Annotated in this window: 19 protein-coding genes and 1 tRNA gene; 3 read left to right on the plus strand and 17 right to left on the minus strand. The window is 53.4% G+C overall.

From position 1 onward, the window contains the following. Positions 1–7: 7 nt before the first annotated feature. Positions 8–1540 (plus strand): HTTM domain-containing protein, encoded by a 1533-nt coding sequence (locus C5Y83_RS08330; protein ID WP_158262288.1) that lies wholly within the window; start codon positions 8–10, stop codon positions 1538–1540. A gap of 47 nt (positions 1541–1587) precedes the next feature. Continuing rightward, a complete protein-coding gene (locus tag C5Y83_RS08335) occupies positions 1588–2949 on the plus strand; it encodes a purple acid phosphatase family protein (RefSeq protein ID WP_105329222.1) in 1362 nt (453 codons plus the stop codon). 79 nt (positions 2950–3028) lie between these two features. On the opposite strand, the gene C5Y83_RS08340 is transcribed toward C5Y83_RS08335, so the two are convergent. Continuing rightward, complete coding sequence (locus C5Y83_RS08340; protein WP_233207158.1) at positions 3029–3604, minus strand: magnesium-dependent phosphatase-1; 576 nt, start codon at positions 3602–3604, stop codon at positions 3029–3031. A 208-nt stretch (positions 3605–3812) separates the two neighbouring features. Between C5Y83_RS08340 and C5Y83_RS08345 the strand changes: the two genes are divergently transcribed. Next, positions 3813–4571, plus strand: a complete 759-nt coding sequence (locus C5Y83_RS08345; protein WP_158262289.1) for a glycerophosphodiester phosphodiesterase — start codon at positions 3813–3815, stop codon at positions 4569–4571. Between the two features lie 3 nt (positions 4572–4574). Here C5Y83_RS08345 and C5Y83_RS08350 read toward each other — a convergent pair whose 3' ends face one another. The 16 genes from C5Y83_RS08350 to C5Y83_RS08425 all read right to left on the minus strand — a co-directional run bounded on the left by C5Y83_RS08350 (position 4575) and on the right by C5Y83_RS08425 (position 22542). Then, positions 4575–7526 (minus strand): PAS domain S-box protein, encoded by a 2952-nt coding sequence (locus C5Y83_RS08350; RefSeq protein WP_105329224.1) that lies wholly within the window; start codon positions 7524–7526, stop codon positions 4575–4577. Between the two features lie 126 nt (positions 7527–7652). Then, a complete protein-coding gene (locus tag C5Y83_RS08355; RefSeq protein ID WP_146117712.1) occupies positions 7653–8480 on the minus strand; it encodes a M48 family metalloprotease in 828 nt (275 codons plus the stop codon). Positions 8481–8628: 148 nt separating this feature from the next. Next, on the minus strand, positions 8629–10251 hold the full coding sequence (gene serA, locus C5Y83_RS08360) for a phosphoglycerate dehydrogenase (RefSeq protein WP_105329226.1): 1623 nt from the start codon (positions 10249–10251) through the stop codon (positions 8629–8631). A gap of 58 nt (positions 10252–10309) precedes the next feature. Next, a complete protein-coding gene (serC, locus tag C5Y83_RS08365; protein WP_105329227.1) occupies positions 10310–11395 on the minus strand; it encodes a 3-phosphoserine/phosphohydroxythreonine transaminase in 1086 nt (361 codons plus the stop codon). A 341-nt stretch (positions 11396–11736) separates the two neighbouring features. Beyond that, on the minus strand, positions 11737–12474 hold the full coding sequence (locus C5Y83_RS08370; protein WP_233207159.1) for a tetratricopeptide repeat protein: 738 nt from the start codon (positions 12472–12474) through the stop codon (positions 11737–11739). 166 nt (positions 12475–12640) lie between these two features. Next, positions 12641–13135: a hypothetical protein gene (locus tag C5Y83_RS29805; RefSeq protein WP_233207160.1), complete on the minus strand. Its 495-nt coding sequence runs from the start codon at positions 13133–13135 to the stop codon at positions 12641–12643. Between the two features lie 312 nt (positions 13136–13447). Beyond that, on the minus strand, positions 13448–14230 hold the full coding sequence (locus C5Y83_RS08380) for a hypothetical protein (protein WP_105329228.1): 783 nt from the start codon (positions 14228–14230) through the stop codon (positions 13448–13450). A gap of 43 nt (positions 14231–14273) precedes the next feature. Continuing rightward, complete coding sequence (locus C5Y83_RS08385) at positions 14274–14852, minus strand: RNA polymerase sigma factor (RefSeq protein WP_158262290.1); 579 nt, start codon at positions 14850–14852, stop codon at positions 14274–14276. Between the two features lie 289 nt (positions 14853–15141). Beyond that, entirely contained in the window at positions 15142–15840 is a 699-nt protein-coding gene (locus tag C5Y83_RS08390; RefSeq protein ID WP_105329230.1) for an FHA domain-containing protein, read from the minus strand. 371 nt (positions 15841–16211) lie between these two features. Then, entirely contained in the window at positions 16212–16952 is a 741-nt protein-coding gene (locus tag C5Y83_RS08395; RefSeq protein WP_158262291.1) for a biotin/lipoate A/B protein ligase family protein, read from the minus strand. 119 nt (positions 16953–17071) lie between these two features. Then, positions 17072–18532, minus strand: a complete 1461-nt coding sequence (gene gcvPB, locus C5Y83_RS08400; protein ID WP_105329232.1) for an aminomethyl-transferring glycine dehydrogenase subunit GcvPB — start codon at positions 18530–18532, stop codon at positions 17072–17074. After that, positions 18525–19898, minus strand: coding sequence for an aminomethyl-transferring glycine dehydrogenase subunit GcvPA (gene gcvPA, locus C5Y83_RS08405; RefSeq protein ID WP_105329233.1), 1374 nt, complete (start codon positions 19896–19898; stop codon positions 18525–18527). The genes gcvPB and gcvPA overlap by 8 nt, the downstream gene beginning before the upstream one ends. 122 nt (positions 19899–20020) lie before the next feature. Further along, on the minus strand, positions 20021–20416 hold the full coding sequence (gcvH, locus tag C5Y83_RS08410) for a glycine cleavage system protein GcvH (RefSeq protein WP_105329234.1): 396 nt from the start codon (positions 20414–20416) through the stop codon (positions 20021–20023). 76 nt (positions 20417–20492) lie between these two features. After that, positions 20493–21596, minus strand: coding sequence for a glycine cleavage system aminomethyltransferase GcvT (gcvT, locus tag C5Y83_RS08415; RefSeq protein WP_105329235.1), 1104 nt, complete (start codon positions 21594–21596; stop codon positions 20493–20495). Positions 21597–21874: 278 nt separating this feature from the next. Further along, the gene (locus C5Y83_RS08420; RefSeq protein WP_261341459.1) at positions 21875–22345 is read right to left on the minus strand and encodes a DUF1569 domain-containing protein; all 471 of its coding nucleotides are present in this window, start codon (positions 22343–22345) and stop codon (positions 21875–21877) included. A 124-nt stretch (positions 22346–22469) separates the two neighbouring features. Further along, positions 22470–22542: transfer RNA gene (locus C5Y83_RS08425), tRNA-Glu, on the minus strand. Between the last annotated feature and the right edge of the window lie 50 nt (positions 22543–22592).

Genomic DNA, 22592 nt, shown 5'->3' on the forward strand with positions numbered 1-22592 from the left:
TACCACTATGCCGCGAACTATTTCGAAATCGCTGGATGCCACGAGATCAACCACGGTTCACACCGATACGCAGGAATCAAAGCCTGCGCGTCGTGTGTGGCCCCAGGGGTTATTTCAGTCGGTTGATATCGCATCGTCAGCTTTGTTTCGCATCTGCTACGGTGCGGTGATGATGTGGTGGTCGTTCGATTTTTTGAGGCTTGGACTCGTCAACGAATATTTCGTTCGCCCAGGCTACTACTTCTCATATGAGAATTTTTTCTGGATTCGTCCGCTTCCTTCCGTAGGAATGCCGATCTTGTTCGGCGTATTGACTCTCCTGGCATTGATGATCGCGATAGGTCTTTTCTATCGCGTGGTCACAGTGACCCATTGGTGCGGGTTTGTTTACGTCTTTCTGCTCGATCAAACCAACTACCAAAACCACTACTACCTACTTATCTTGATCGGAGCTCTGCTTCCCTTCATGCCACTTAATCGATGCTGGTCCATAGATGCGCACTTGTGGCCTGCGTTGCGTGGCAATGAATTACCAAGGTGGTGTTTACTGTCCTTACGCTTTCATATCGCCCTCCCCTATTTCTTCGGTGGCATCGCGAAACTCAATTTCGATTGGTTAAGTGGTGTCACCCTGACGCAACGTTTGAACTGGCTGATCAGCGGCGACTCGTTAGGTAGCTGGATCACAACCAATCAGTTGGGAACGGCTCTGGCCTGGAGTGGAATGCTCTTTGACTTAAGCATTGTGCCATTGCTTCTTTGGAAGAAGACACGCGTCGTGGCCTTTGTGTTGACCGTCTTATTTCACGTGACCAATCATTTCCTATTTCAGATTCATATCTTTCCGTGGTTCATGATTGCCGCGACAACGTTGTTCTTGTCACCTGACTGGCCGCGACGATTTATGACCAACACCCCCGGAAAAAAGAATGAAACCGTTTCTGCTGCGATGCCTGATTCGCTCTCCTGGGGAAAAAGGATTGGCCTAACGTGCCTGGCACTGGAAATGAGTCTGCAAATTGTCTTGCCGCTACGCTGCCACTTCTATCAGCAAGACGCGAGTTGGACAGAAGTAGGGCATCGCTTTGCCTGGCGCATGATGTTGCGATCGAAGATTGGAATGTTGCAGTATCTCGTCACCGATCCAGCGACACACGAAACCTATCCGCTCGACCACACGCAGTATCTCAACGCGCAGCAAGCAGGTCGCTTCCCGCGAGATCCGCGAATGATTCAACAGTTCGGTCACTTCATCGCGGACGAGTACCAGCAACTAACTGGCCGTCGCCCCATCGTTCGGGCGATCGCGATCATGTCGCTCAATGGTCGTAAACCACAACTACTCGTCGACCCGCAAATCGATCTGGCGAAAACCAACAACCATTTTACGAACGATAACTGGATCGTTCCTTTGAGAGAACCGCTTCGCAGCGAACCTTGGAATGTTCCAAAGGAGCAGTGGCTACAGCATGTCGACATTCCGCTCTTGAAAGAACTACAGCTGACCCAAGCCAGTCCCAACAGTCCACAAGACACGTAACTTCCTGTCCTCATCTCGAATCACACAACACCTTTTTGGAGAAGTTGATGAAGTCCTCTCGCAGCATTCTCGGACGCATCATTCTGGCGTCTGTTTTAGCCGGTAGTGCAACGGCAGCGTTCGCTCACGATGGCCACGAGCACCCAGTGAAAGTCGAACCGGCCGAGCACTATGCCCCCACCGCTATTCCAGATCGGATCATCCTGACATGGAGTGGCGACCCGACCACGTCGCAAGCCGTGACGTGGCGCACGTCGACCGATGTCGCTGAAGCGTATGCCGAAATCGCAGTGGCCGAGGGCTCGCCGAAATTTGACGAAAACGCTAAGCAGCACGTTGCTAAGACACAAGAATTGAAAACCGATATCAACACCGCCAACTTCCACTCCGTCGAGTTTGAAGGACTGAAACCAGGTACCAAGTACGCTTATCGCGTCGGCGATGGCGAAAACTGGAGCGAATGGTTCCAGTTCTCAACTGCGAAAGATAACGCCGATAAATTCTCGTTCATCTACTTTGGTGATGCCCAAAACGACATCCGCTCGAAGTGGTCGCGTGTGATTCGGGAAGCTTACAGCGATGCTCCTAAGGCCGCGTTCATGCTACACGCCGGCGACCTGATCAATCGCGCCGAAAACGACGCGGAATGGGGCGAGTGGTTCGGAGCTGGGGCATTCCTAAACGCCATGATCCCGAGCGTTCCGGTTCCTGGCAATCACGAGCAAGCCAAGGACGAAGATGGCAAGCGTCATCTGAGCCACCACTGGCGTCCTTCGTTTACGCTGCCCGAGAACGGCCCGGAAGGCATGGAGGAATCGTGCTATACCCTTACGTACGGCAACATGCTGATCGTCGGCATGAATAGCTCGGCTGACCTGGAAGTCCAAGCGAAATGGCTAATGAACGTTCTACATAATAATGATAAGCCGTGGGTTGTTTGCACGTTCCATCACCCGGTCTATTCGACGGGAAAAGGACGTGACAACGAAGAGCTACGCAACACATGGAAACCGATTTTCGACAAGTATAAGGTCGATCTTGTTCTCCAGGGGCACGACCATACCTACGGTCGAACGGGCTTGCAGACTCCCCTAGTTGCAAGTGAAGAAGGCTCAGAGAAGAACGTCCCAACTGGCGTGAACAACTTCGATGGGAAAACTGGTACCGTTTATGTTGTCTCGGTCAGCGGACCAAAGATGTATAGCTTGTCGCCACATCCCTTCATGAACAGCACGGCAGCCAACACTCAGCTATATCAAATCATCTCGGTCGATGGCAACACGCTCAACTACGAAGCACGCACGGCCGTCGGCGACGTTTACGACAGCTTCCAGCTGAAGAAGCGTGAGGGCGAGATCAACGAGCTGACCGAAGGCACGGTCGTCAAGAAGCAAGCTACCACCGAGTAACATTTTTTCATTCGGTTGGCATTGCCAATGAGTTCTCGGAAAACGCTCGGCCACGTTCGTTGGTCGAGCGTTTTTTTAGTCAACGATCTAGACTGGCATGAAAGAGCTCGGAACTCATGCCGTTTGCCACGTGAATCGCCGTCACTCCCATCTCCCCCACTTCACGAATATTTCGCATCTCATCGTCGAAAAAGAGCATTTCTTCATAGGCGATCCCGCTCGCTTTCCCCAACGCGGTGAAGTGACGCACCTTCGACGAGGGATAGATTTCCGCATAAGCAAAGCGATGAGTAATCGCCAACAGCTGAAGTAGCTCTCGCGCCCAAGCGGGCTGTTCGGTTCGCGATGCCAACGCCATCGGAATCTGTTGTTGATCGCAATAGTCGAGTATTGCTTCCACATCTTGGTAACAACGAATATACCGACGCGTTCGATCGATAATTCGATCTTTATCCAGGCGAAATGGGGGACTCAAGCAATCACACCACGTTCCTCCGCAGTCCCACAAAGTGAAGTCGAGGTCAAAAACAATAAGTTGGGGAACTGGCAACGCAATAAGCTCCGGCAATGGGACCATAAGGAACAACTCGTCAAAAGCATCTTCTAAGGCGAGCCAGCCAGCGGCAAGTCCCCAAAAGCCCGAAGGCAGCTTCAATCAACCGTCAAATTGCCTTTACCTGAACTTAACGCCCCACCGAAAGGAGGCTTGGGCAAGCGGGTCGATTGCCGACTATAATGGGCTCTCTCCACATCATCGTGACTATTGATATTCAAAGAGGACTTTCGGGATGCGTATCTGGATTGGATTGTCATTGGCGGCTGTAATGGCGTTTGGATGTTTTCCCTGTACAGGACAAGCACAAATGATCGTCGCCCATCGTGGAGCATCGTTCGTCGCCCCAGAGAACACGCTTGCTTCTTTCCGTGAAGCTTGGAATCAAGGTGCGGATGTCATCGAAGGCGATTTCTACCTGACCAAAGACGGCCAGATTGCGTGCATTCATGACAAAACCACCAAACGCACAACCGGCGGCTCTGCTGATCTGAAAATCGCTGACTCGACACTGGAAGAACTCCGTCGTGTCGATGTTGGTGCCTGGAAGAATGCTAAATATGCTGGTGAAACTATCCCTACATTGGCAGAAGTCCTGGCGACCATTCCCGAAAAGGGGAAGATCTTTGTCGAAGTAAAATGTGGCCCGGAGATCGTGGCTCCCCTGCAAACCGCTTTGAAGGAGTCCAAGCTACGCGACGATCAAATCATCATCATCTGCTTCGACAAAGAGGTGGTCACGCAGTGCCGTGAACAGATGCCACAGTACAAAGCGAGCTGGTTGACCAGCTACAAGAAGGACGACAAGTCCGGCCAGTGGAATCCTTCGCTCGACTCAGTGGTTGCCACATTGAAGCAAACTGGAGCCACCGGTTTGGGTACTCAAGCGAACGATACCGTGGTAACGCCCGACTTTGTGAAAGAAATCAAAGACGCAGGTATCGAATGCCACGTTTGGACGGTCAACGATCCGAAACAGGCACAGCGTTATGCAGGTTTGGGTTTCGACTCAATCACGACAGATAAGCCTGAAGAGATTCGTGACGCGGTAACGGGTGGCGGAAAGTAACGATTATTGAAGCGATGTCTCTTCAATCGCGAGCGTCGAGCTAGACGCTGGGGGCTCGGCTGGCAAACGCATGATAAATTTGCAGCCGTGCCCTACTCCGTCCGATTCCAAGGTGATCGTTCCCCCATGGAAATCGATAATCCTCTTCACGATAGCCAAACCAATCCCGGTTCCTTCCGAATCGGGATCAAGCTTATCGAATAACTGGAAGATTCGTTCCTGAAATTCGAGCGCGACACCAGGGCCATTATCAGCGACTTCGATCACCACGAACCCCTCATCCGTTTTGGCTGAAATACGGACGCGGGGGTTCTCTTCGTGGTTATGCTTGATCGCATTATCGATCAAGTTCTGCATTAGTTGTCGAATCTGTACCGAGTCGCCATAAATCGAGAGCTCGCCGCAATCACATTGCACATCGGCATCACGGGCCTCGATCTCACCCGCCAACAACGTGATTGCTTCGCTGACAACCTCTTGCAGACCAATCGTCATACGTGACTTGCTACTTCGCCCGATACGCGAGAGCTCAAGCAGGTCGTCCAAGAGCTGCTTCATTCCGTCGGCGGCTGAACCTATTATGGTGAGGTCTTCCTGAATCGCATCCTGGTCATTATTGGCTAAGTCCTCGCTCAGGATTCCCAGAAATCCCTTGATCGTAATTAGCGGCGACTTCAGGTCGTGTGAGACCGTATATGTGAACTGTTTGAGCTCAGCATTGGTATCTTCCAAGTTACGAATAAGTGTCTCTCGCAACTTCTCCGATTCAATTCGTTCGGTAATGTCCGTTAAAGCGAACACCGCCCCTTGAAACACATGATTTTCATCGAACAGAGGCGCGCCATTGATCGAGACGGTCGCATACTCGTCCGTCGAAAACGGAATTCTGAAACGAAGATCGTAAACGGGTTTGTGGTCCTTACGAACCTGAGCGAAGGGACGATTTTCGTCAGGCATTGGATTGCCGGATACATCTAACATCGGCAAAGGAAAATCGTAAATCAGATTGTCGATGAGATCTTCACGACGAAGTCGCAAGGTGTTTTCAAGCGCAGTATTGAGAAACTGAATTGTTCCCTCGGCATTCACGACCATGATCGAGGCGACACTGGTTTCCATCACTTGATCTAACAATGCCTTTTCCCAGCGAAGCTGCTCTTCAGCTCGAATCCGGTCATTAATGTTGATGGCAATTCCCATCACCTGGGTCGGCTCACCTTTTGCATTCCGTTGAAAAACGACGCGGTGAAATTCGAACCAAAGCCACTCTCCATTCTTATGCCGAACGCGAAGATTATCGCGCCGCAGTGCGTTCGCCCCAGTCTGGAACCAAGTCAGCTGCGATTGAACAATCTTCGGTAAGTCCTCTGGATGAAACACCTCGACATAGAACTGGGAACCGAGCTCTCCGATATGCTCTTTCGTATAGCCTAGCTGGCGTTCAATATTATCATTGACGAAGACGATCGATTCGGAAGCTAAATCGAAGATGTAGATAATGCCCGGTGAGGCATTGATCATGTTCTCGGCGAAGTCCTTGGCCGCTTTCGTCTGCTGCTCGGCTGCCTTACGCAGCGTCGCGTCGCGACACGCAGACATCACGAAAGACTGCCCAGCACGTTCGATTGTCGTCAATCGGATTTCGACCGGGAATGTTGTGCCATCCTTACGACGATGAACGCGTTCTACCAACGGATGAAAATTACGGCCGCTACGGGCCAAGTCGTTCCAAATACGTCGCGCGTCGGCTGGTTTCCAATCTAAGTCGATATCAGAAACATACATACCGACGAGTTCTTCTCGGGTGTAACCCAGGCTACGGCAGGCTTCCTGGTTGGCATCGATGATTTCGCCATCCATGTTACGGACGAAAACGGCGTCTGCCGCCCCATCAAACAACATCCGAAAGCGGCGTTCACTGGCCTCGATCGTGCGGAGGTGCGATTCCTGGCGCTGACTGGCGACGTCGAGCTCGTCGGCCATGTTATTAAATGAATCAGCAAGGATACCGAATTCTCCGTCCCGCTTCACCGACACACGCACCGCCTGATCGCCACGAGCATAGCGATGGATCGTTTGAATGATCTCTTGCAGCGGACGCAGAGTCCGTTCGCTGAAGAAGAGTGCTAGAATCACAGCAGCGGTCAAACCACACGCGACCGCAGTAATCTTCGACCAAGCCAGACGATTGTAAACCTTGGTAACACGCGATTCGGGGATCGCCTCGATCAACTTCCACTTTGTTTCCGGTACCTCGGCAACCGAGATCAAGTAACGTTCGCCATCAGGATCGGTGATTATCTTGGGATCACTTAAGTCTTTCACTTCATTGAGAAAGTTCGCTTTACCAGTGGCCGCGATCAACCGATTTTCGTCGTCCATCAGTGCGAAGAAACCATCTTGGTCGACTTCCAAAGACCTCACGAAACGGATCACTTCCGAGTCGAGAATTGTCAGTCCGATCGATCCACGTTGGGTTCCATCCTCCCCGATAATCGGTTTGAACATCAACAGGATATCGCGCCCTGTCGCTCGGCTCTTCAGGATCCGAGTGACGATCGTCTTGCCTTGTTGCAACTCCTGAAAATAGTCTCGATCCGCAACGTTGAAGACTAGCCCGTTGGTTCCATGGACCGTGCCATCCATTTCGTTCAGATACAGCCCATCGACAATCGGTTTGGCGGCTTTCTCTTGTGCGCGGAGAAACTCTAAGATTTCAGGCACGGTCCCTTCTTGAACTATCGACATCGCGGCGAGCGCCCTCAGCAGCGAAAGATTCTCATCCATGAAAAACCGGACCTCGTTCCGCTTGGCGTTGAGGTTCGCCTGCATGGTCTGATCAATCTGCTCTTGCAGAAGGTTTTGCGTAATATGGGAATCGAGAATCGTGGCCAGGCCAACCGCAATCAGCGCGGGAATCGCGCCAAGAAAGAAGTATTTGCGAAGTAGATTCACGGTTGACGAACTTCGGCTTCGAGGAACCGGGCGGGCGTAATAGTAACCGCCCTAATTATCTAGCAATGACGCCTGCCCGTCAAAACCGAATTCGACCCTCGCCGAGAAAAGTCTCGTTCTTTCCGTTTAGCTGGCAATCATCAAGACGCCAATCGTAATCAGTACCAATTGACTCAGCAAAACTATCCCCAGCATCCACTCTAACCGGTGACGAAAGCTAGGCGAAGTTTGCTGGCAAAGCATGGCTTGGCGACGCTCTTCAAAGCTTGGATAGAGCCAAGTTTTTTTATCAGGCCGAATTCCTGAGAGAAGCGTCAGTTCGGCCAAGGCCTTGGATAACTCCCGAATGTTTCGACGGCGATTGCCGTTCTTTTTGCTCAGCGTATCGATCGCGTAGGCATCAGCATGATACTCAAGCAGCGGAGCGACCAGATGCAACATTAGCCCCATGTATCCAGCAGTCGCGAACATCGCCGCGACATGGGCGACGTTTTGCCATGCTGCCAGCGTTTCAGCTTGACGCACCAATGCCAGACCTAGTGTCCCCCCGGCGAAGACGATAACAAGCCTCATTGGGACATGACAAAGTTTCAGATGCCCTATTTCGTGGGCGACGATCGCGGCAACACTGCGGGGTGAAAGCCGCGTTAATAACGCATCGCTGACCAAGACGAATGAAAACCCGGGAACACAACCTACCACCGCCGCATTGCAGATCGTCTCGCCGGTGTCCCATACCCTGAGTCGATTGACGAAGGCTTCGTTTCCCTGGGGGAGCGACCGCAAAAGACTTCGCCTTTGCCCTTCCGTGAGTCGGTACAGCGAAAAAAACCGACGAGCCAACCATGGGTAGGCAATGACTCCGAGTAGCGGAATAAGCATCGCCATGAAGGGAGTCATCTCGCCACTAGCGAGACTTCCTGAAAACAGAGAGATGAACGCGAACGATGACAAGCAAGATACCTGGAGCGAATTGATCGAGAGGGGCTGATATTCCTCAGAGTAATTCGCTTGGCTCGCAGTTCAATTGCTGGTGGGCGCATAGAAAAACCGGCAAACGCATCCTTTGCCGGTTTTTACGATTATACCAACAGTGGCGATCTTAACGCATCCAACTCGGCATCTCGCCAGCAGCTGGCAGCTCGATCACCTTGCAGCTGGTGATATTGTCGCTGGCCATGACTTCCTTGACCGAAGCTTCACTTGGCAGGCCATCCAGGTTCAATACACCGACGGCACTGCCTGGCGCCGTGCTAGAACGACCAACGGCCATTTGAGCGATGTTGATCTGATGGTTGCCAAAGATCGTTCCCACTTTACCAATGATGCCGGGGACATCGTTGTGGGCGAAGACGAACAGCGTACCGTCGAGGTAAGCTTCCAACCGTTGACCATCGAGCAAGATCAAGCGTGGCATGTTGCTGCCGAACAGCGTGCCGCCAATCTGGTGTGATTTCCCACCTTCTTCAATCGTGGCCGTGACGCTACTGCTGAAGCTGCCCAGTTCGGTGCTAGTTTCGGTCGACAGATCGACACCGCGATCGAGAAGCAGCATTTCCGAGTTGATAATGTTCGGTTCGTCTTCCAATGCCTTAGCCAGAAAGCCAGCACAGAACGAAGCGGTCAGCAGCTTGGTATTCTTACTACTCACTTCACCACGATAGGTCAGCTTTACCGACTTCACGCCACCCGAGTGAACCTGAGCCGCGACCAAACCTAAACGATAGGCCACGTCCAGGTAACCGCGAATGTTCTCAAGCGTCTTCGGATCGAGCGGAGCCACATTGACCGCGTGCCTAATTTCGCCGGTTGTCAGGTAATTGACCACCAACTGAACTGCTTCGACCGCGACCTGAGTCTGGGCTTCTTCCGTACTCGCTCCCAAGTGAGGCGTGCAGACGACATTTTCCATGCCGAACAGCGGACTGTCGGTGCATGGCTCTTCGGCGTAGACGTCCAAAGCAACGCCGCCGAGGTGTCCCGACTTGAGACCTTCGACCAACGCTTCTTCGTTGTAGATGCCACCACGAGCACAGTTAACCAGGCGGGCACCTGGCTTCAGCAGCTTGATCGTTTCGGTGCTGATCATGTCCTTCGTTTCCGGCGTAAGCGGAGTGTGGACCGTCAGGTAATCGATGTGCGGCAACATTTCGGGAACGGTTGGCGAAAGCTCGATGCCCAGTTCCGCGGCTCGTTCCGGGCTGACGAACGGGTCGTAGGCGATCACTCGCATCTCGAACGCGAGCGCTCGTTTCGCGACTTCCAGACCAATTCGTCCTAAGCCGACAACACCCAGCGTCTTGTCAGCCAACTGGGTTCCCATGTACTTCTTACGATCCCAACGACCTTCAACCAAGCTTTGGCTGGCCGCCGGCACATTACGAGAAAGCGCCATCATCAAGCAAAAAGCATGTTCAGCCGTACTGATCGTGTTGCCAGTCGGCGTGTTCATCACGACGATGCCGTGACGAGCGGCTGCTTTGGAATCGATGTTATCCGTCCCCACGCCGGCTCTGGCAATCACCTTCAAATTGGTGTTGCCTTCCAGCGACTCGGCGGTGATCTTCACACCACTACGACAGATGGCCCCATCGAACTCGTTGAGGGCACTTCGCAGTTCTTCGCCTTTCAGGCCGGTGCGAACTTCGTATTCAATGCCAGGGGCTTGATCCAACAGATCCAGACCTTCCTGGGCAAGCGTATCCAGAACAATAACTTTGGGCATGATGCGTTTCTTTTGGCGGTTGAGGTTTCACCAGCGAGGTAAGGTAGGTTTGGGGTGCTTACTTCTTGAACTTCAGCATGAAGTCACGAAGCTTCTCGACGCCTTCCACGGGCATCGCGTTGTAGATGGAAGCGCGAACGCCGCCGACGCTACGGTGACCGCCCAGTTGGGTCAGGCCCACTTCGTTCGCTTCGGCCAGGAATCGCTTCTCTGATTCTTCGTCACCCAGCTTGAAGGTTACGTTCATCATCGAACGGTCTTCCGGCAAGGCATGTCCGATGTAGAAACCGTTCGACTCATCGATCACGTCGTACAGAATCTTGGCTTTGGCTTCGTTCTGTTTCTGAATTTTTTCCAGACCGCCCATGTCTTCTTGCAGCCATTTGCAAACCAAGCCCAGCAAGTAAATGCCGAACGTTGGGGGCGTGTTCCACATCGAATCGTTTTCAGCGTGGTTGCGATAGACGAGGTAGCCCGGAAGATCGCTGCTGGCGTGCTCCATCAAGTCTTTACGAATAATCACAACCGTCACGCCCGCTGGGCCGGCGTTCTTTTGAGCACAGGCATAGATCAAACCATACTTGGAGATATCAACCGGTCGGCTCATGAAGTCCGACGACAGATCGGAGACCAGCGGTACGTTTCCGACTTCTGGTTCGGCTTGGAACTGCACACCTTGGATCGTTTCGTTCGAAGTCATGTGAACGTAAGCGGCGTCCGGGGTCAGCTTCAGGTCAGCCTGCTTGGGCAAGCAATTGTAGTTGGTCGGCTTTCCATCCCAAGCGACGTTCGTCTTGCCTTCTTTGACCGCTTCCTCCAGAGCCTTTTTGCCCCAGCTGCCGGTCAGGATGTAGTCGGCCGTTTTCTCGGTCCCTTTCAACAAATTGATCGGGATCATCGAAAACTGAAGACGCGAACCACCCTGCAGAAACAACACGTCATGCGTGTCAGGAATGTTGAGCAGAGAAACCAATCGAGCCTTGGCATCAGCGTGAATCGCCATGTAAGGCTTACCGCGATGACTCAGTTCCATCACAGAACTACCGACGCCTGGCAGAGCGACCAAATTGCGTTGGGCTTCTTCAAGCACAGGCAGGGGCATGACGGCAGGACCGGCGGAAAAATTGAATACGCGTTCTGGCATGACAGTCGGCTCTAAGGGGATAGGCGACCGATTGACCCACCTGTGTCTCCCGACGAGACAGCCCAGGCGGAACCGGTAGGCAATGAGTAAACCCAAATTTTACGAGGAATTCCGCTTCGATAGAAGCGGCCCCCATGCCCGTGTGACAGAATTGAAACCGTCGGGCGCAAATCAGTTGATAACAGGGGGATACAGATTGATCGATGAGGTTCGAACGACCATTTGTCGCACCTTAACAGCCTTCTGTGGCAGGTGCTTGAAATGGCAAAGAAGCCTCAACCATTACATTGGAAACGTGGTCGCGCAAAAAGATACGATGCAAGACTGCGCGTTAACGCACATTAATAGCGTTGGCGATTGTTGGCCCCCTGGGCCATTTGTGTGCCACTGTTGGGTGCCATCGGAACTTCACTTTGAATCCCTTGTCGCTGTAGCGTAGCGATCCGGGCCCCGACGCCAGAGTCGAGGTTGTTCAGCTGGTAGGAGCGCTGATAGTTCGCCAATGCCTGCCCCAGTTCCCCCGATTGTTCTCGTAGGCTTCCGAGTGCAGCCCAGGCTCGTGCGTTATTTGCGTCGACTGCTAAGGCCTGGTTTAGCTGGTTCTTAGCGTTATCTTTGTCACCAAACTCTTGGTATAGACGAGCCAATTCGATCTTGGGATCGGCCAATTGTGGCGAGCGTTGTTCCCAGCGTTCCATCAAAGTGAAAGCGCTATCATTACGCTGTGTATCGATCAAGAGAACCGCCAACCCGCGGTAGCACTCGGCGTGATTTGGATCGAGGTCCAAGCACTGGTTATACAACTGCTCGGCCTGATGCATCATGTTGCGATCGTTGGTCTGCTTGGCCATCTGATGGTAGGTAGCAGCCAAGTTGTAGTAAGCGTCTGGGTTGGCGGGATCGTGGCCTAACGCCTTTTGAAACTGCGTGACCGCCAATTGAGGCTGGCCTTCTTCCACATTGCGCACACCGGCCACGTTGTAGCCGGAGGCCGCCATCTGGCAGCCGGTGCCGAGCAGCAGTGGCAACAGCGAGAGAAGAAGATTCAGTTGTTGGCGAAAAGTGGCTTGTCGATGCACGTCATCAACCCCGTGTCCTGGGTTCAGGAATCTGTATGGAAATGCGTCGTGGGAGAATAGTGGCGAATTCTTTCCTAAACAAGACGAATTCGCTCAAGAAAAGACCTCGGGAGACCGAAATGGCCTCCCGAGGTCGCTAGCAAGGTATCTTGATTTTGCTTCGAGCTTAGCCTTCGATGGCCGGCACTTGTTCGGTGAAAGCTGGCGTCGAGTCGCCCTCTTCCATTTCTTCGATTTCTTCAACCGGTTCCCCCATTGCTCCGGAGCGGGTGTAACCTAAATCGCGGATCACTTCTAAGATCTCGCTGCAAGTTGGGAACATTCGCCCACTGGAACGCTTGTAAGCGTCCAAAGCTTGCATGAACTCGATTTCGTCGTTTGTGTAGTCACGTTCGCAAGTGGTCGGATCGATTTGGCGACGACGGTTCACTTTCGCTCGACGTTCCATCTTGGGTTGTTCGGTCTCGACTTCCTTCTTTTCTTCCACTTCCGCAGGCTTGGTCGACTTGCTGGGAGCGGCCTTCGTACGGCGATCGGCTCGGCGGCGGTCCATCACCACTTCCTGATCTCCGGCCTTGGTCTTGGCAGCCTTCGTGGTGCGGCTCTTGGTGGCAGTCTTGGAAGTTGTTGTCTTGCGGGTAGTCGTCTTTGCTTTGGCCACTTTGGTAAGCTCCGTTGACTTGAATGGTTGGGGAGGATGCGTTGGGAATAATCAACGTATCGGAGTCCCATGTGGCAAAGTTTCAACACTCCACAAAGTCTACGGATCGTGATGACTGTACCGATTAGCCGGGGCTATCGGACTGCGCAAAATGCGCCCAGCGGCACTTCTAGGTGGAAATCGCAGCACAATACGCGGCCTCAGCAAGCCTCACTGAGAAGTGAGCAGGCAGAACATCACCCAAAAAAGAGAGTGAGAAAGCTCACCCAGTAAAGAAGGGAAAACCGGCGGTACATCTACTGGACAAGATGTTTAGATCACGGCCGCGTTTTCTGGAGTAGCGTTCTTAGTTGGCTCTGGCTGCGAACTGGTGGCATGTGGCACCGGATCGGACGCCGACTCTTGCAGCACCGAGAAAGCGCTACTCAGTGAGCGCGTCCCCGGCAGGAATCCTTGCGTCAACGTTTCCAACAAGGGCGCCGCATCGCGGTAGGCAGACAGCGACTGATCGATTGGATTCAGGTTCCGCGAAACTTCGTTAAGGGAACGAAACGCCGAGTCGGTTTTATCGGCCATGCCACGAGCCAGCGGTTCGATCGACGTGGTGGCAAACAGCGAGAACTCCTCCGTCTCCTTGGCGAATGCCTCCTCCGCAAAGTCGGTCGTCGCATCGACAAGATTCGGCGAGTGAGTCACCGCCAGCTCAGGCTCAACTTCAATTGGACTCAGAGGCGGGTTGGAGGCAGACTGATTCACATTTCCACTAAGCGGGAACCAGCCCGGCACGATCGCCACAAGTGCCAGGCAAGCAGCCAACGCCAGAAGAGTTCGCGAAGCAGCGTGACTCGATCCAGCAGACCGACCATTCGCCTGCGGGGAACTTGGAACAGCCGCGGCCACTGGATCAATGCTGGTCGGCTTCTTCGATGGTGTCGTAACCGCTAAACCGACGAACAGTGCCTGGTATGTATCGAAGAGCTCAACACACTGTGCTCGATCTGCTTCACAGACCAAAGGGATCAACGTTGCGACCTCGTCGAGGCGACCTTCGTCGAGCCAATCTTGCAGCGTGTTTTCAAACTCTTCAAACGTCACGGCATCTAATTCCTGGATTGGAAGGACAATACGTAATTTGAGGCTAAGCTTCGTTGTTTCGTGTTGAGGTAAGGAAGGCTCGATACTCCTGAGCAACGCCACGGCTGATCAGCCGTTGAACGAGCTCACGACGAGCCCGATGCACCCAGGTTTTGACCGTCCCTAAGGGACAATCTAATTGTTCGGCAATTTCGCCGTAACTGAGTTGGTTTTCATGGAATAACAGGAACGCTTGCCGATATTCCTCACGGACGTGAGATAAGGCCAAGCGGACTTCTTCGGCGAGGAGTTCGCCGCGATGGTCGATCCCACGGTGATCTTCAATATGATCTTGTGTTTCGGCGGCAATCGGCCGGCGGTTGCGCTGAGCAAGGTGGGTCCGGCAACGATTCCCAGCGATCGTCATAATCCAAGGTTCGATCGGCCGGCTACGATCCCACCGGTCAAGATTCCTCAGGACCCGCAAGAAAGTCTCTTGCGCCATATCCTCTGCTTCGTGATGTTCGCCGAGCATGCGATAGCAGAGCAAGTACACCTGATTTCGAAATCGCTGTACGAACTCAGAGACCGCGCTCTGGTCGCCCTCCATGCATTGGTCGACTAGCAGACTGAAGTTCGTCAATGGGCCGCTCCTGGACTGATCAAATCCACTCTGCATAGCAATACCGACAGGGAGAGGAGAAGGTTTCGCGGAAAACGGAAACTACGTAGATTTGATCACTTATTCCTAGCTTAGCGGCAATTCTTGCCAGGTTCGAGCGAGAAAAGCCAGATCCTCTCCACCGGGAAGCAGGCAAGAATGAAAAAAAGCCGCCCTAAAGGAAGGACGGCTTTCATTGTGCAGTTGAACGAAGCGTTTTAGGGTTCTCGCACTCGCTTCCAGCAAATTAGAAGCGACCAACAAATCTTTATTAACGACGGTTATCCATCAGACGTCGAATGGCGTCATTGGCAGCCGATTGGCTATCTTTGGCACCGGCGTTTTCAACCTTTGGCAATTTGCCGTAGGCTTTCTTCTTCTTGTTCTTCGATCCGAACATGCCAAGCAGACCGGACTTCGACTTCTCGTCTGTCCCTTCTCCCTCGGCAGCTTCCGCCTCTTCCATTTCGCGGAGATCATCGAGTGAAACCGTGGTCGAGGTTTCATCGACGCGGAATTGACGAGTCTCAGGATTTTCCAGTCGACTCTGCCGATCTTCTTCGTCTGCCTCTTCCAGCCAACTGGCAACATCGTTACCAAGACCGCCGGATTGAGCCACGCGACTAGCGGCTTCCGAAACGCTGCTGACTTTGGATCGCTTAGCAGCACCGAGGGTGTGATCGATCAGAATTAGAAAATCGAGCGGACCAACACGCAGTTCGTCCCCCATCTTCAATTCCACGGTACCCTCAACGCGTTCGTTGTTTACGTATGTTCCGTTTTTACTTCCGAAGTCTTCCAGAAATAGCTTGGAATCACGTACCGCGAGCGCGCAGTGCTTGCGACTAACCATGTCGCTCTTTGGTTTGAGGTGACATCCGTCACCTCGTCCAATGACGAAGTTGTCGACGGGGAGCTTGAACTCCTTGCCGGCACTTGGTCCTTGGATAACACGAAGCATAACTTGCATATGAAAATCCTTCCTGTGCTACGGCTAATCCCATTTTGAAAAACTCAATAATGGCGATCTTAACAGGAACTACTGGGAGTTAACCGAACCGACCGAAGGGTCAAATGATCACTGGTGCAATCGACGCGCCATCCGATGCAAAAAGATTCATAGATGACATGCCGAGTGAATCAGAAGAGTCTCATCAAAATAACGGTTTCTAACTGGATTGCAACTAATTTCTTAGGGGGTGCGGACAACCGTGTTCGAACTGCTCCGAACCACTTGTTGTAGCACGCTTCCTAGGTCTTTTATCGGCAATCTAGCCTTCTCCCTGTATTAAACATACTCCGCCATTAATCACAAGGCAATGGAGACCTATCCATCATTGGCTATCGTTTATGCGTCCATGCTTCACAAGCGAACTTGCCTTCCTCGATCGAATGAGCGGCAACCAACTCCTCCGAAGTAAGGGGTTTGTAAACGCAAGAACGTTGGAATTTGTTTTTAATGGCGTCGCTCCAGGCGTTGGTCAATTTACCGGGCGAAATATTTCTCCTAGTCAGCTCACTCAAGCCGGGAAGCTCAGGGGCTGCCTGCGATTGATGCAAAAGGACACTTCCGTGCTGCAAAATTGCCTTTTGGTGTCTACGCTGGGCACTGCCACAAATCTTGAAACCGTCCACAACTACGTCGACTTCGTGCCGGCGCTGGAAACATAAGAATGGGTCGGTTGGCGCCCCTGGCTGGGGGTTACCACTTAAGTGAGCGCTAATACTCCAACTTGCCAGCACATCGATCAGGGTTTCGTGGAAAATATCGAACCAACGTGTGAACTGATCGGATCGAGAATCATGTACCGTCGCCACGAAGCTATAAGTCAGCTCGAGGTCGTGCATGATTGCCCCCCCGCCAGAGGCACGGCGGACGCAATTGCAGTCTTGGCTCGCCTGATGCTGCCAGCGATCTTCGTACTTCTGGAAGTAACCCAACGAGAGAGTCGGTTCGTTCCATTCGTAAAAGCGCAATGTCGGTGTGCCCGTTTCTTCGGCGTTTCGCAAAATGGCCTCGTCCACGGCCATGTTCCAGCTTCCACGCGCCGGTGGATCGACAATTAAACGCATCTCGTTCATGGGATGTTCCTGGCGGGGCATGAGCGTCATAGCCGTCACCAAATTAGGTGGCCCTTACATGCAACATGCCCACGCAAGGGTGGGCATGTTGTTCAATTCGTTTTCAGCTGCCAGCCGCTTTAGGTGCTGCAGAAATCGGCCCGTAAACAAGGGCTGCGTGCTGCTTGAACCTCGTTCGGCCGACTAATCGGCGTCGAGTGAGGTGCATCGTGCAGCAGTTCGGCATCTTCCTCCGTAATCCGGAACAAGGTCTGCACGAACGCATCGAGCGTTTCCTTGCTTTCGGTTTCGGTCGGTTCGATCATGATCGCTTCCTGAATCGTCAGCGGGAAGTAAACGGTCGGAGCATGGAAACCATAGTCCAACAGTCGCTTACCGATATCCATTGCCGTGATTCCGCGCTCTTGCTTCAACTTGGAAGCGGAAGCAACGAATTCGTGCATACAGCGTTCGCCACGTGGCACCGGCAGGAAGTGTTTCACCTGACTCAGCAGATAGTTGGCATTGAGCACAGCGTTTTCGGAGACGCCTCGCAGACCAACCGGGCCATGCGAAAGAATGTAGCAGTAGGCACGCACCAATACGCCCACGTTGCCGAAGAAGCTCCGCACACGACCGATCGATTCCGGTCGATCGAAGTTCAGCTTATAGGATTCGCCATCTTTCACCACGACGGGCGACGGAAGGAAGGGCTCTAACTTGTCGGTCACGCAGATCGGACCGGCACCAGGACCACCACCGCCGTGAGGGCCACTGAACGTCTTGTGCGGGTTGTAATGCATCATGTCCGCCCCGAAGTCACCTGGTCGGGTGATTCCAAGGATTGCGTTCATGTTGGCACCATCCAAGTAGATGAGGCCACCCTTTTCGTGAACGGCATCGGCAATCTCGCGAATGTTCTTCTCGAACAAGCCGAGCGTGCTGGGATTAGTGATCATCAGCACGGCGATGTCATCGGTCAGCTTGGCACGGAAGTCTTCCATGTCGACACCACCGGCGGGGTCGCTCTTGATACTGACGGCTTTGAAGCCGGCCATCTGAGCACTAGCCGGGTTCGTGCCGTGCGAGCTGTCCGGAGCAAGCACCACCTTGCGATCTTCGCCGATGCTCTTGAAGTACTTGGCCGCGACCATCAGCGCCGTCAGTTCGCCGTGAGCCCCCGCGGCTGGCTGCAACGAGCAAGCTGGCAGTCCCGAGATCTCGGAGAAGATTCCCTGCAGTTCAAACAAGAGCTGCAACATTCCCTGAATAGTCGACTCGTCCTGGTATGGATGAAGGTCAACAATCCCAGGTAGCGAAGCTAAACGCTCGTTCCGCTTTGGGTTGTACTTCATGGTGCACGAACCGAGCGGGTAGTAGTGCGTGTCGACCGACATATTCTTAGTCGACAAGTTCGTATAATGACGAACGACTTCCCCTTCGGTAAGCTCAGGCAACTGAAGAGCTTTGTCCGACAGATAATTGCCGGGGATCAAATCTTCGATCGGCTGTTCCGGCACATCACACGCTGGCCAGGTAACCGCAGTTCGGCCAGGGCGAGACAGTTCGGACAGCAATTGTGTAGCTTGTTGATTACGCATGGATCGTGGAACCCCCGGAATGAATGAGGGAGAAAGTGCGGGCCAGAGCGTCGATTTCCTGCTTCGTACGTTTTTCCGTCACGCACACCAGGAAACAGTCGTCCATTTCAGGGAAGAACTGCCCAAGCGGCACACCGCCCAGGAAGCCAGCTTCACGGGCTTCGGCTAACAGCCCTTCGACGTTGCCTTGCGTGTCACGCAGGACGAACTCTTTGAAGAACGGGCTTCCTGTGAACACCGGCTCCAACCGCTCGACTTCGGTGAGCTTGGCTTGAGCATAATGGGCCTTTTGCGTACAAAGCGAGGCACACTGCTTCATCCCGCCCGGCCCCAATAAAGCCAAGTAGATGGAAGCTCGAAGGGCGAACAAACCTTGGTTCGTGCAGATGTTACTGGTCGCTTTCTCGCGACGGATATGCTGTTCACGTGTTTGCAGCGTCAGCACCCAGCAGCGTTTGCCGCGGCGGTCTTCGGTCTGACCAACGATACGGCCAGGCAGACGGCGAACGAACTTGTCGTTGCAGGCCATGATCCCCAGGTAAGGACCACCATACTGCATCGGCGAACCGAGCGAGTGTCCTTCAGCAACCGCAATATCAGCACCGAGATCGCCTGGACGCTTCAAAAGTCCGAGGCTGATCGGATCGAAGCTCTGAATGACGACGGCATCGTTCTTATGTGCAATCTCGGCAATCGCCGCAACGTCCTCGATACCACCGAAAAAGTTCGGAGACTGTACAACCACGCAATTCGTATCGGCGTCGACGATTTCTTCGACCTTGGACAAGTCGGCAATGCCATCGACGCAAGGAATCTCGACGATCTCGATCCCCAGGTGCGTGAAGTAGGTTTGCAGAATCAACCGATACTCAGGATGCACGGTCCCCAGGACAACGACCTTCTCGCCTCGCTTGCCGGTATTCAGGGCCATGATGACCGCTTCGGCCAGAGCACTGCCGCCGTCGTACAGACTGGCGTTCGACAGGTCCATGCCAGTCAGATCGCAGATCAGCGTCTGATACTCGAACATGGCCTGTAAGTTGCCTTGCGACACTTCCGGCTGATACGGCGTGTACGAGGTGTAGAACTCACCTCGCGATGCCAACGCATCAACTGCCGCCGGCACGAAGTGATCGTAACTACCGCCACCCAGGAAGCAGGCATGCGTCGCCGGGGAAGCATTCTTGCCTGCCAAGGCGGACAAGTGCTGCGTCAGTTCCAGCTCGCCCATTTGTGGCGGCAGGTCCAGATCACGTTTCAGACGTAAGTCGTCAGGAATCGTGCTGAACAACTCTTCAATCGATTCAACACCAATCGCTTTCAGCATCGCGTGCTGATCGTCTGGCGTGTTGTAGAGATAGGTCATTCAAATAATCCGGGATTAAGTATTCAGTTTTCCGTGTTCAGTTTTCAGTAAAAAGAAAAAGGATTCCTCAAGTGTTCTTCACGGAACACTTCCAAACTGAAAACTTCAAACTACGAAGGCATTTAGCCTTCTTCCGCACACATCTTTTCGTAGCCGGCTTTATCCATCAGATCGGCCAACGCGGAATCGTCACTGATTTTGATCTTGGCGATCCAACCGTTGACGTAAGCATCTTCGTGCAGTGAATCGAGGTTGTCCGGCAAAGCTGAGTTGGCCTCAATCACTTCACCCGTAACCGGAGCATAAATGTCACTGACCGCTTTAACCGATTCGATTTCACCGAATGATTCGCCAGCGGTTACTTCCTTGCCGACTTCTGGCAGTTCGAGATAAACCAAGTCGTTCAGAGCTTCGATCGCATGGGCACTGATGCCAACCGTGGCAACTTTGGCGCCGTCCGACTCTTCCACTTTGACCCATTCGTGTGTCTTGGCGAAAAGCAAATTGTCCGTGGACATAACCGGGAAACTCCTAAACTAACCTGCGAGTTTGTTGTTTGAATTGGGAAGGTAAATCGAAGAAAGACCGACCAGATTACTTCCGCTTGTAGAACGGAAGCGGCACGACCTTAGCAGGATGACGTTTGCCGCGGACGTCGACGTCCAGCAGCGTGCCTTCGACGGCGAATTGCGGGGAAACATAACCCATCGCAATTGGTGCGGCGAGTGTCGGAGACTGTGAGCCACTGGTCACTTCACCTACTTGCTCGTCACCCGAATACAGCGGGTAATGCTCGCGAGGAACACGGCGATCTTGCATCATGAGGCCAACACGTACTGGGAGCGAAGCTTGATCGATCGCTTCGAGTGCCGCCTTGCCGATAAACTCGTGGTCCCACGACATCGCAAAGCCAAGCCCGGCTTGCAGTGGGGTAATTTCTTCAGATAGCTCGTGTCCATAAAGCGGCATCGCGGCTTCCAACCGTAGAGTATCGCGAGCACCGAGTCCAACGGCGTGACCGCCGACTTCGGCAGCAGCGACATGCAATGCTTCCCATGTTGCGATAGCATTTGCTGCGGGAACGGTCAGCTCGACACCATCTTCACCGGTATAGCCCGTTCGGCTCACTAAGCCAGGGTGACTCAGAATAGTTGCTTCGCGACCTTGGTAATACTTCAGCTCGCTAAGATCCCCCTCAACAATTTCCTGAGCCAAAGTCATGGCACGCGGGCCTTGCACGGCAATCATCGCCGTCTGCTCAGTGTGATCAGTAAAGGTGACGTCTTCTGGCAGGCGAGTGTTGATCCAATCGGCGATCTTCTCGCGATTGCCGGCATTGACCACCATCCAAGTGTAAGATTGGCCCGACTTATCTTGCAGGTGGTAGGTGAGGACGTCGTCCAAGATGCCGCCGTCTTCTTTGCAGACCAAGCCGTAACGAATGCGACCAGGTCGCAAATCGGCGACTTTGCGAGTTACCAAGCCGTCGATGAATGCCAATGCATTCGGCCCGTCAAAGCGGAAGCGAGCCATGTGCGAGACGTCAAACAAGCCCACCGCAGTGCGGGTAGCGTTGTGTTCGTCGATGATCGAGGTGTACTGAACCGGCATCGACCAGCCGGTAAAGTCGACCATCCGTCCCCCGTTCGCGGCGTGCCAATTGTAGAGTGGTGTTTTCTTAAGTGTTTCGGTCGTCATCCGTCGAACGTCTCGTTTTCCTCGTCCTGCGAAGTCACCGCGCACGTCTTGTGCTCTGGTCAGCTCCCGAATTCGGAAAAAGCCAGTGACGGTGACCTTGCCCCGCGAAAATCGCGAAGCACAGTCGAGCTAAGATGCCAATAAGCGAAGGAACAATGATAGCTTGCGATTGTATACGATGATGCGCGAGTGAACAGGGGCAAGCTTAGGGAGAATGTGGGGGATACAGTTGAAATTGTGCCCCTTACTGCGGTGACCCGTCGATTTAGCCGCAGAAATCAGACCGCAGGCAGCAAAAACCGCAGATGGTGCGCGGCGTGGCCAGCATAGACCTTCTCGAACGTCTCCCGATCAAGCCGCCCGAAGCCTGGATGCGGGTGATAAGAACCTGGGTAATTTAAGAATCGCTCGACACTTTCTCCGTACGCAGCCACCTCGGCCGCATCTTCCAAGTCGTTGCCTGGGATGTAGATCGGTGTCGTCGGGATTCCTCGTGGTGAATCTCCACTGAGCACCCGCGGCAACAACGTCCGCCGGACAATCGGCCGCAGAGGCGCAAACAACGTGAAGTACCACGGGTACCCGTCAATGCTGCAGTCCAGAACCACCCGCAGATGAAAACAGGCCTGTCCCAACGACCACTTCCCCAGTTTCGTGTAACCGCTGCCGAGCAAGTTCTCCGCCTCGCGCGCTGTGGAACGCAAGTCGGTCATTTGCAGATCACGAAGTTGTGGCTGTGATTCTTTCACTATTCATGCCCCGCAGAAGTCGCACGGCCCCGTCATCAAACGGGCAAGAAACAAAAAAAGCCCGGACAAGCCGGGCCATGATACCACTTATCGCTTCCTCGTTAAAAGAAGCCAAAATGGCTAGTACCCCCTAGGGGAGTCGAACCCCTGTTTTCGGGCTGAGAACCCGACGTCCTGGGCCACTAGACGAAGGGGGCATGGTGGTGCTATTCACTTATCGGCTGGTCAACTCACCATACGTGAGACG

The organism is Blastopirellula marina (assembly GCF_002967765.1).
Taxonomy (GTDB): Bacteria; Planctomycetota; Planctomycetia; order Pirellulales; family Pirellulaceae; genus Bremerella; species Bremerella marina_A.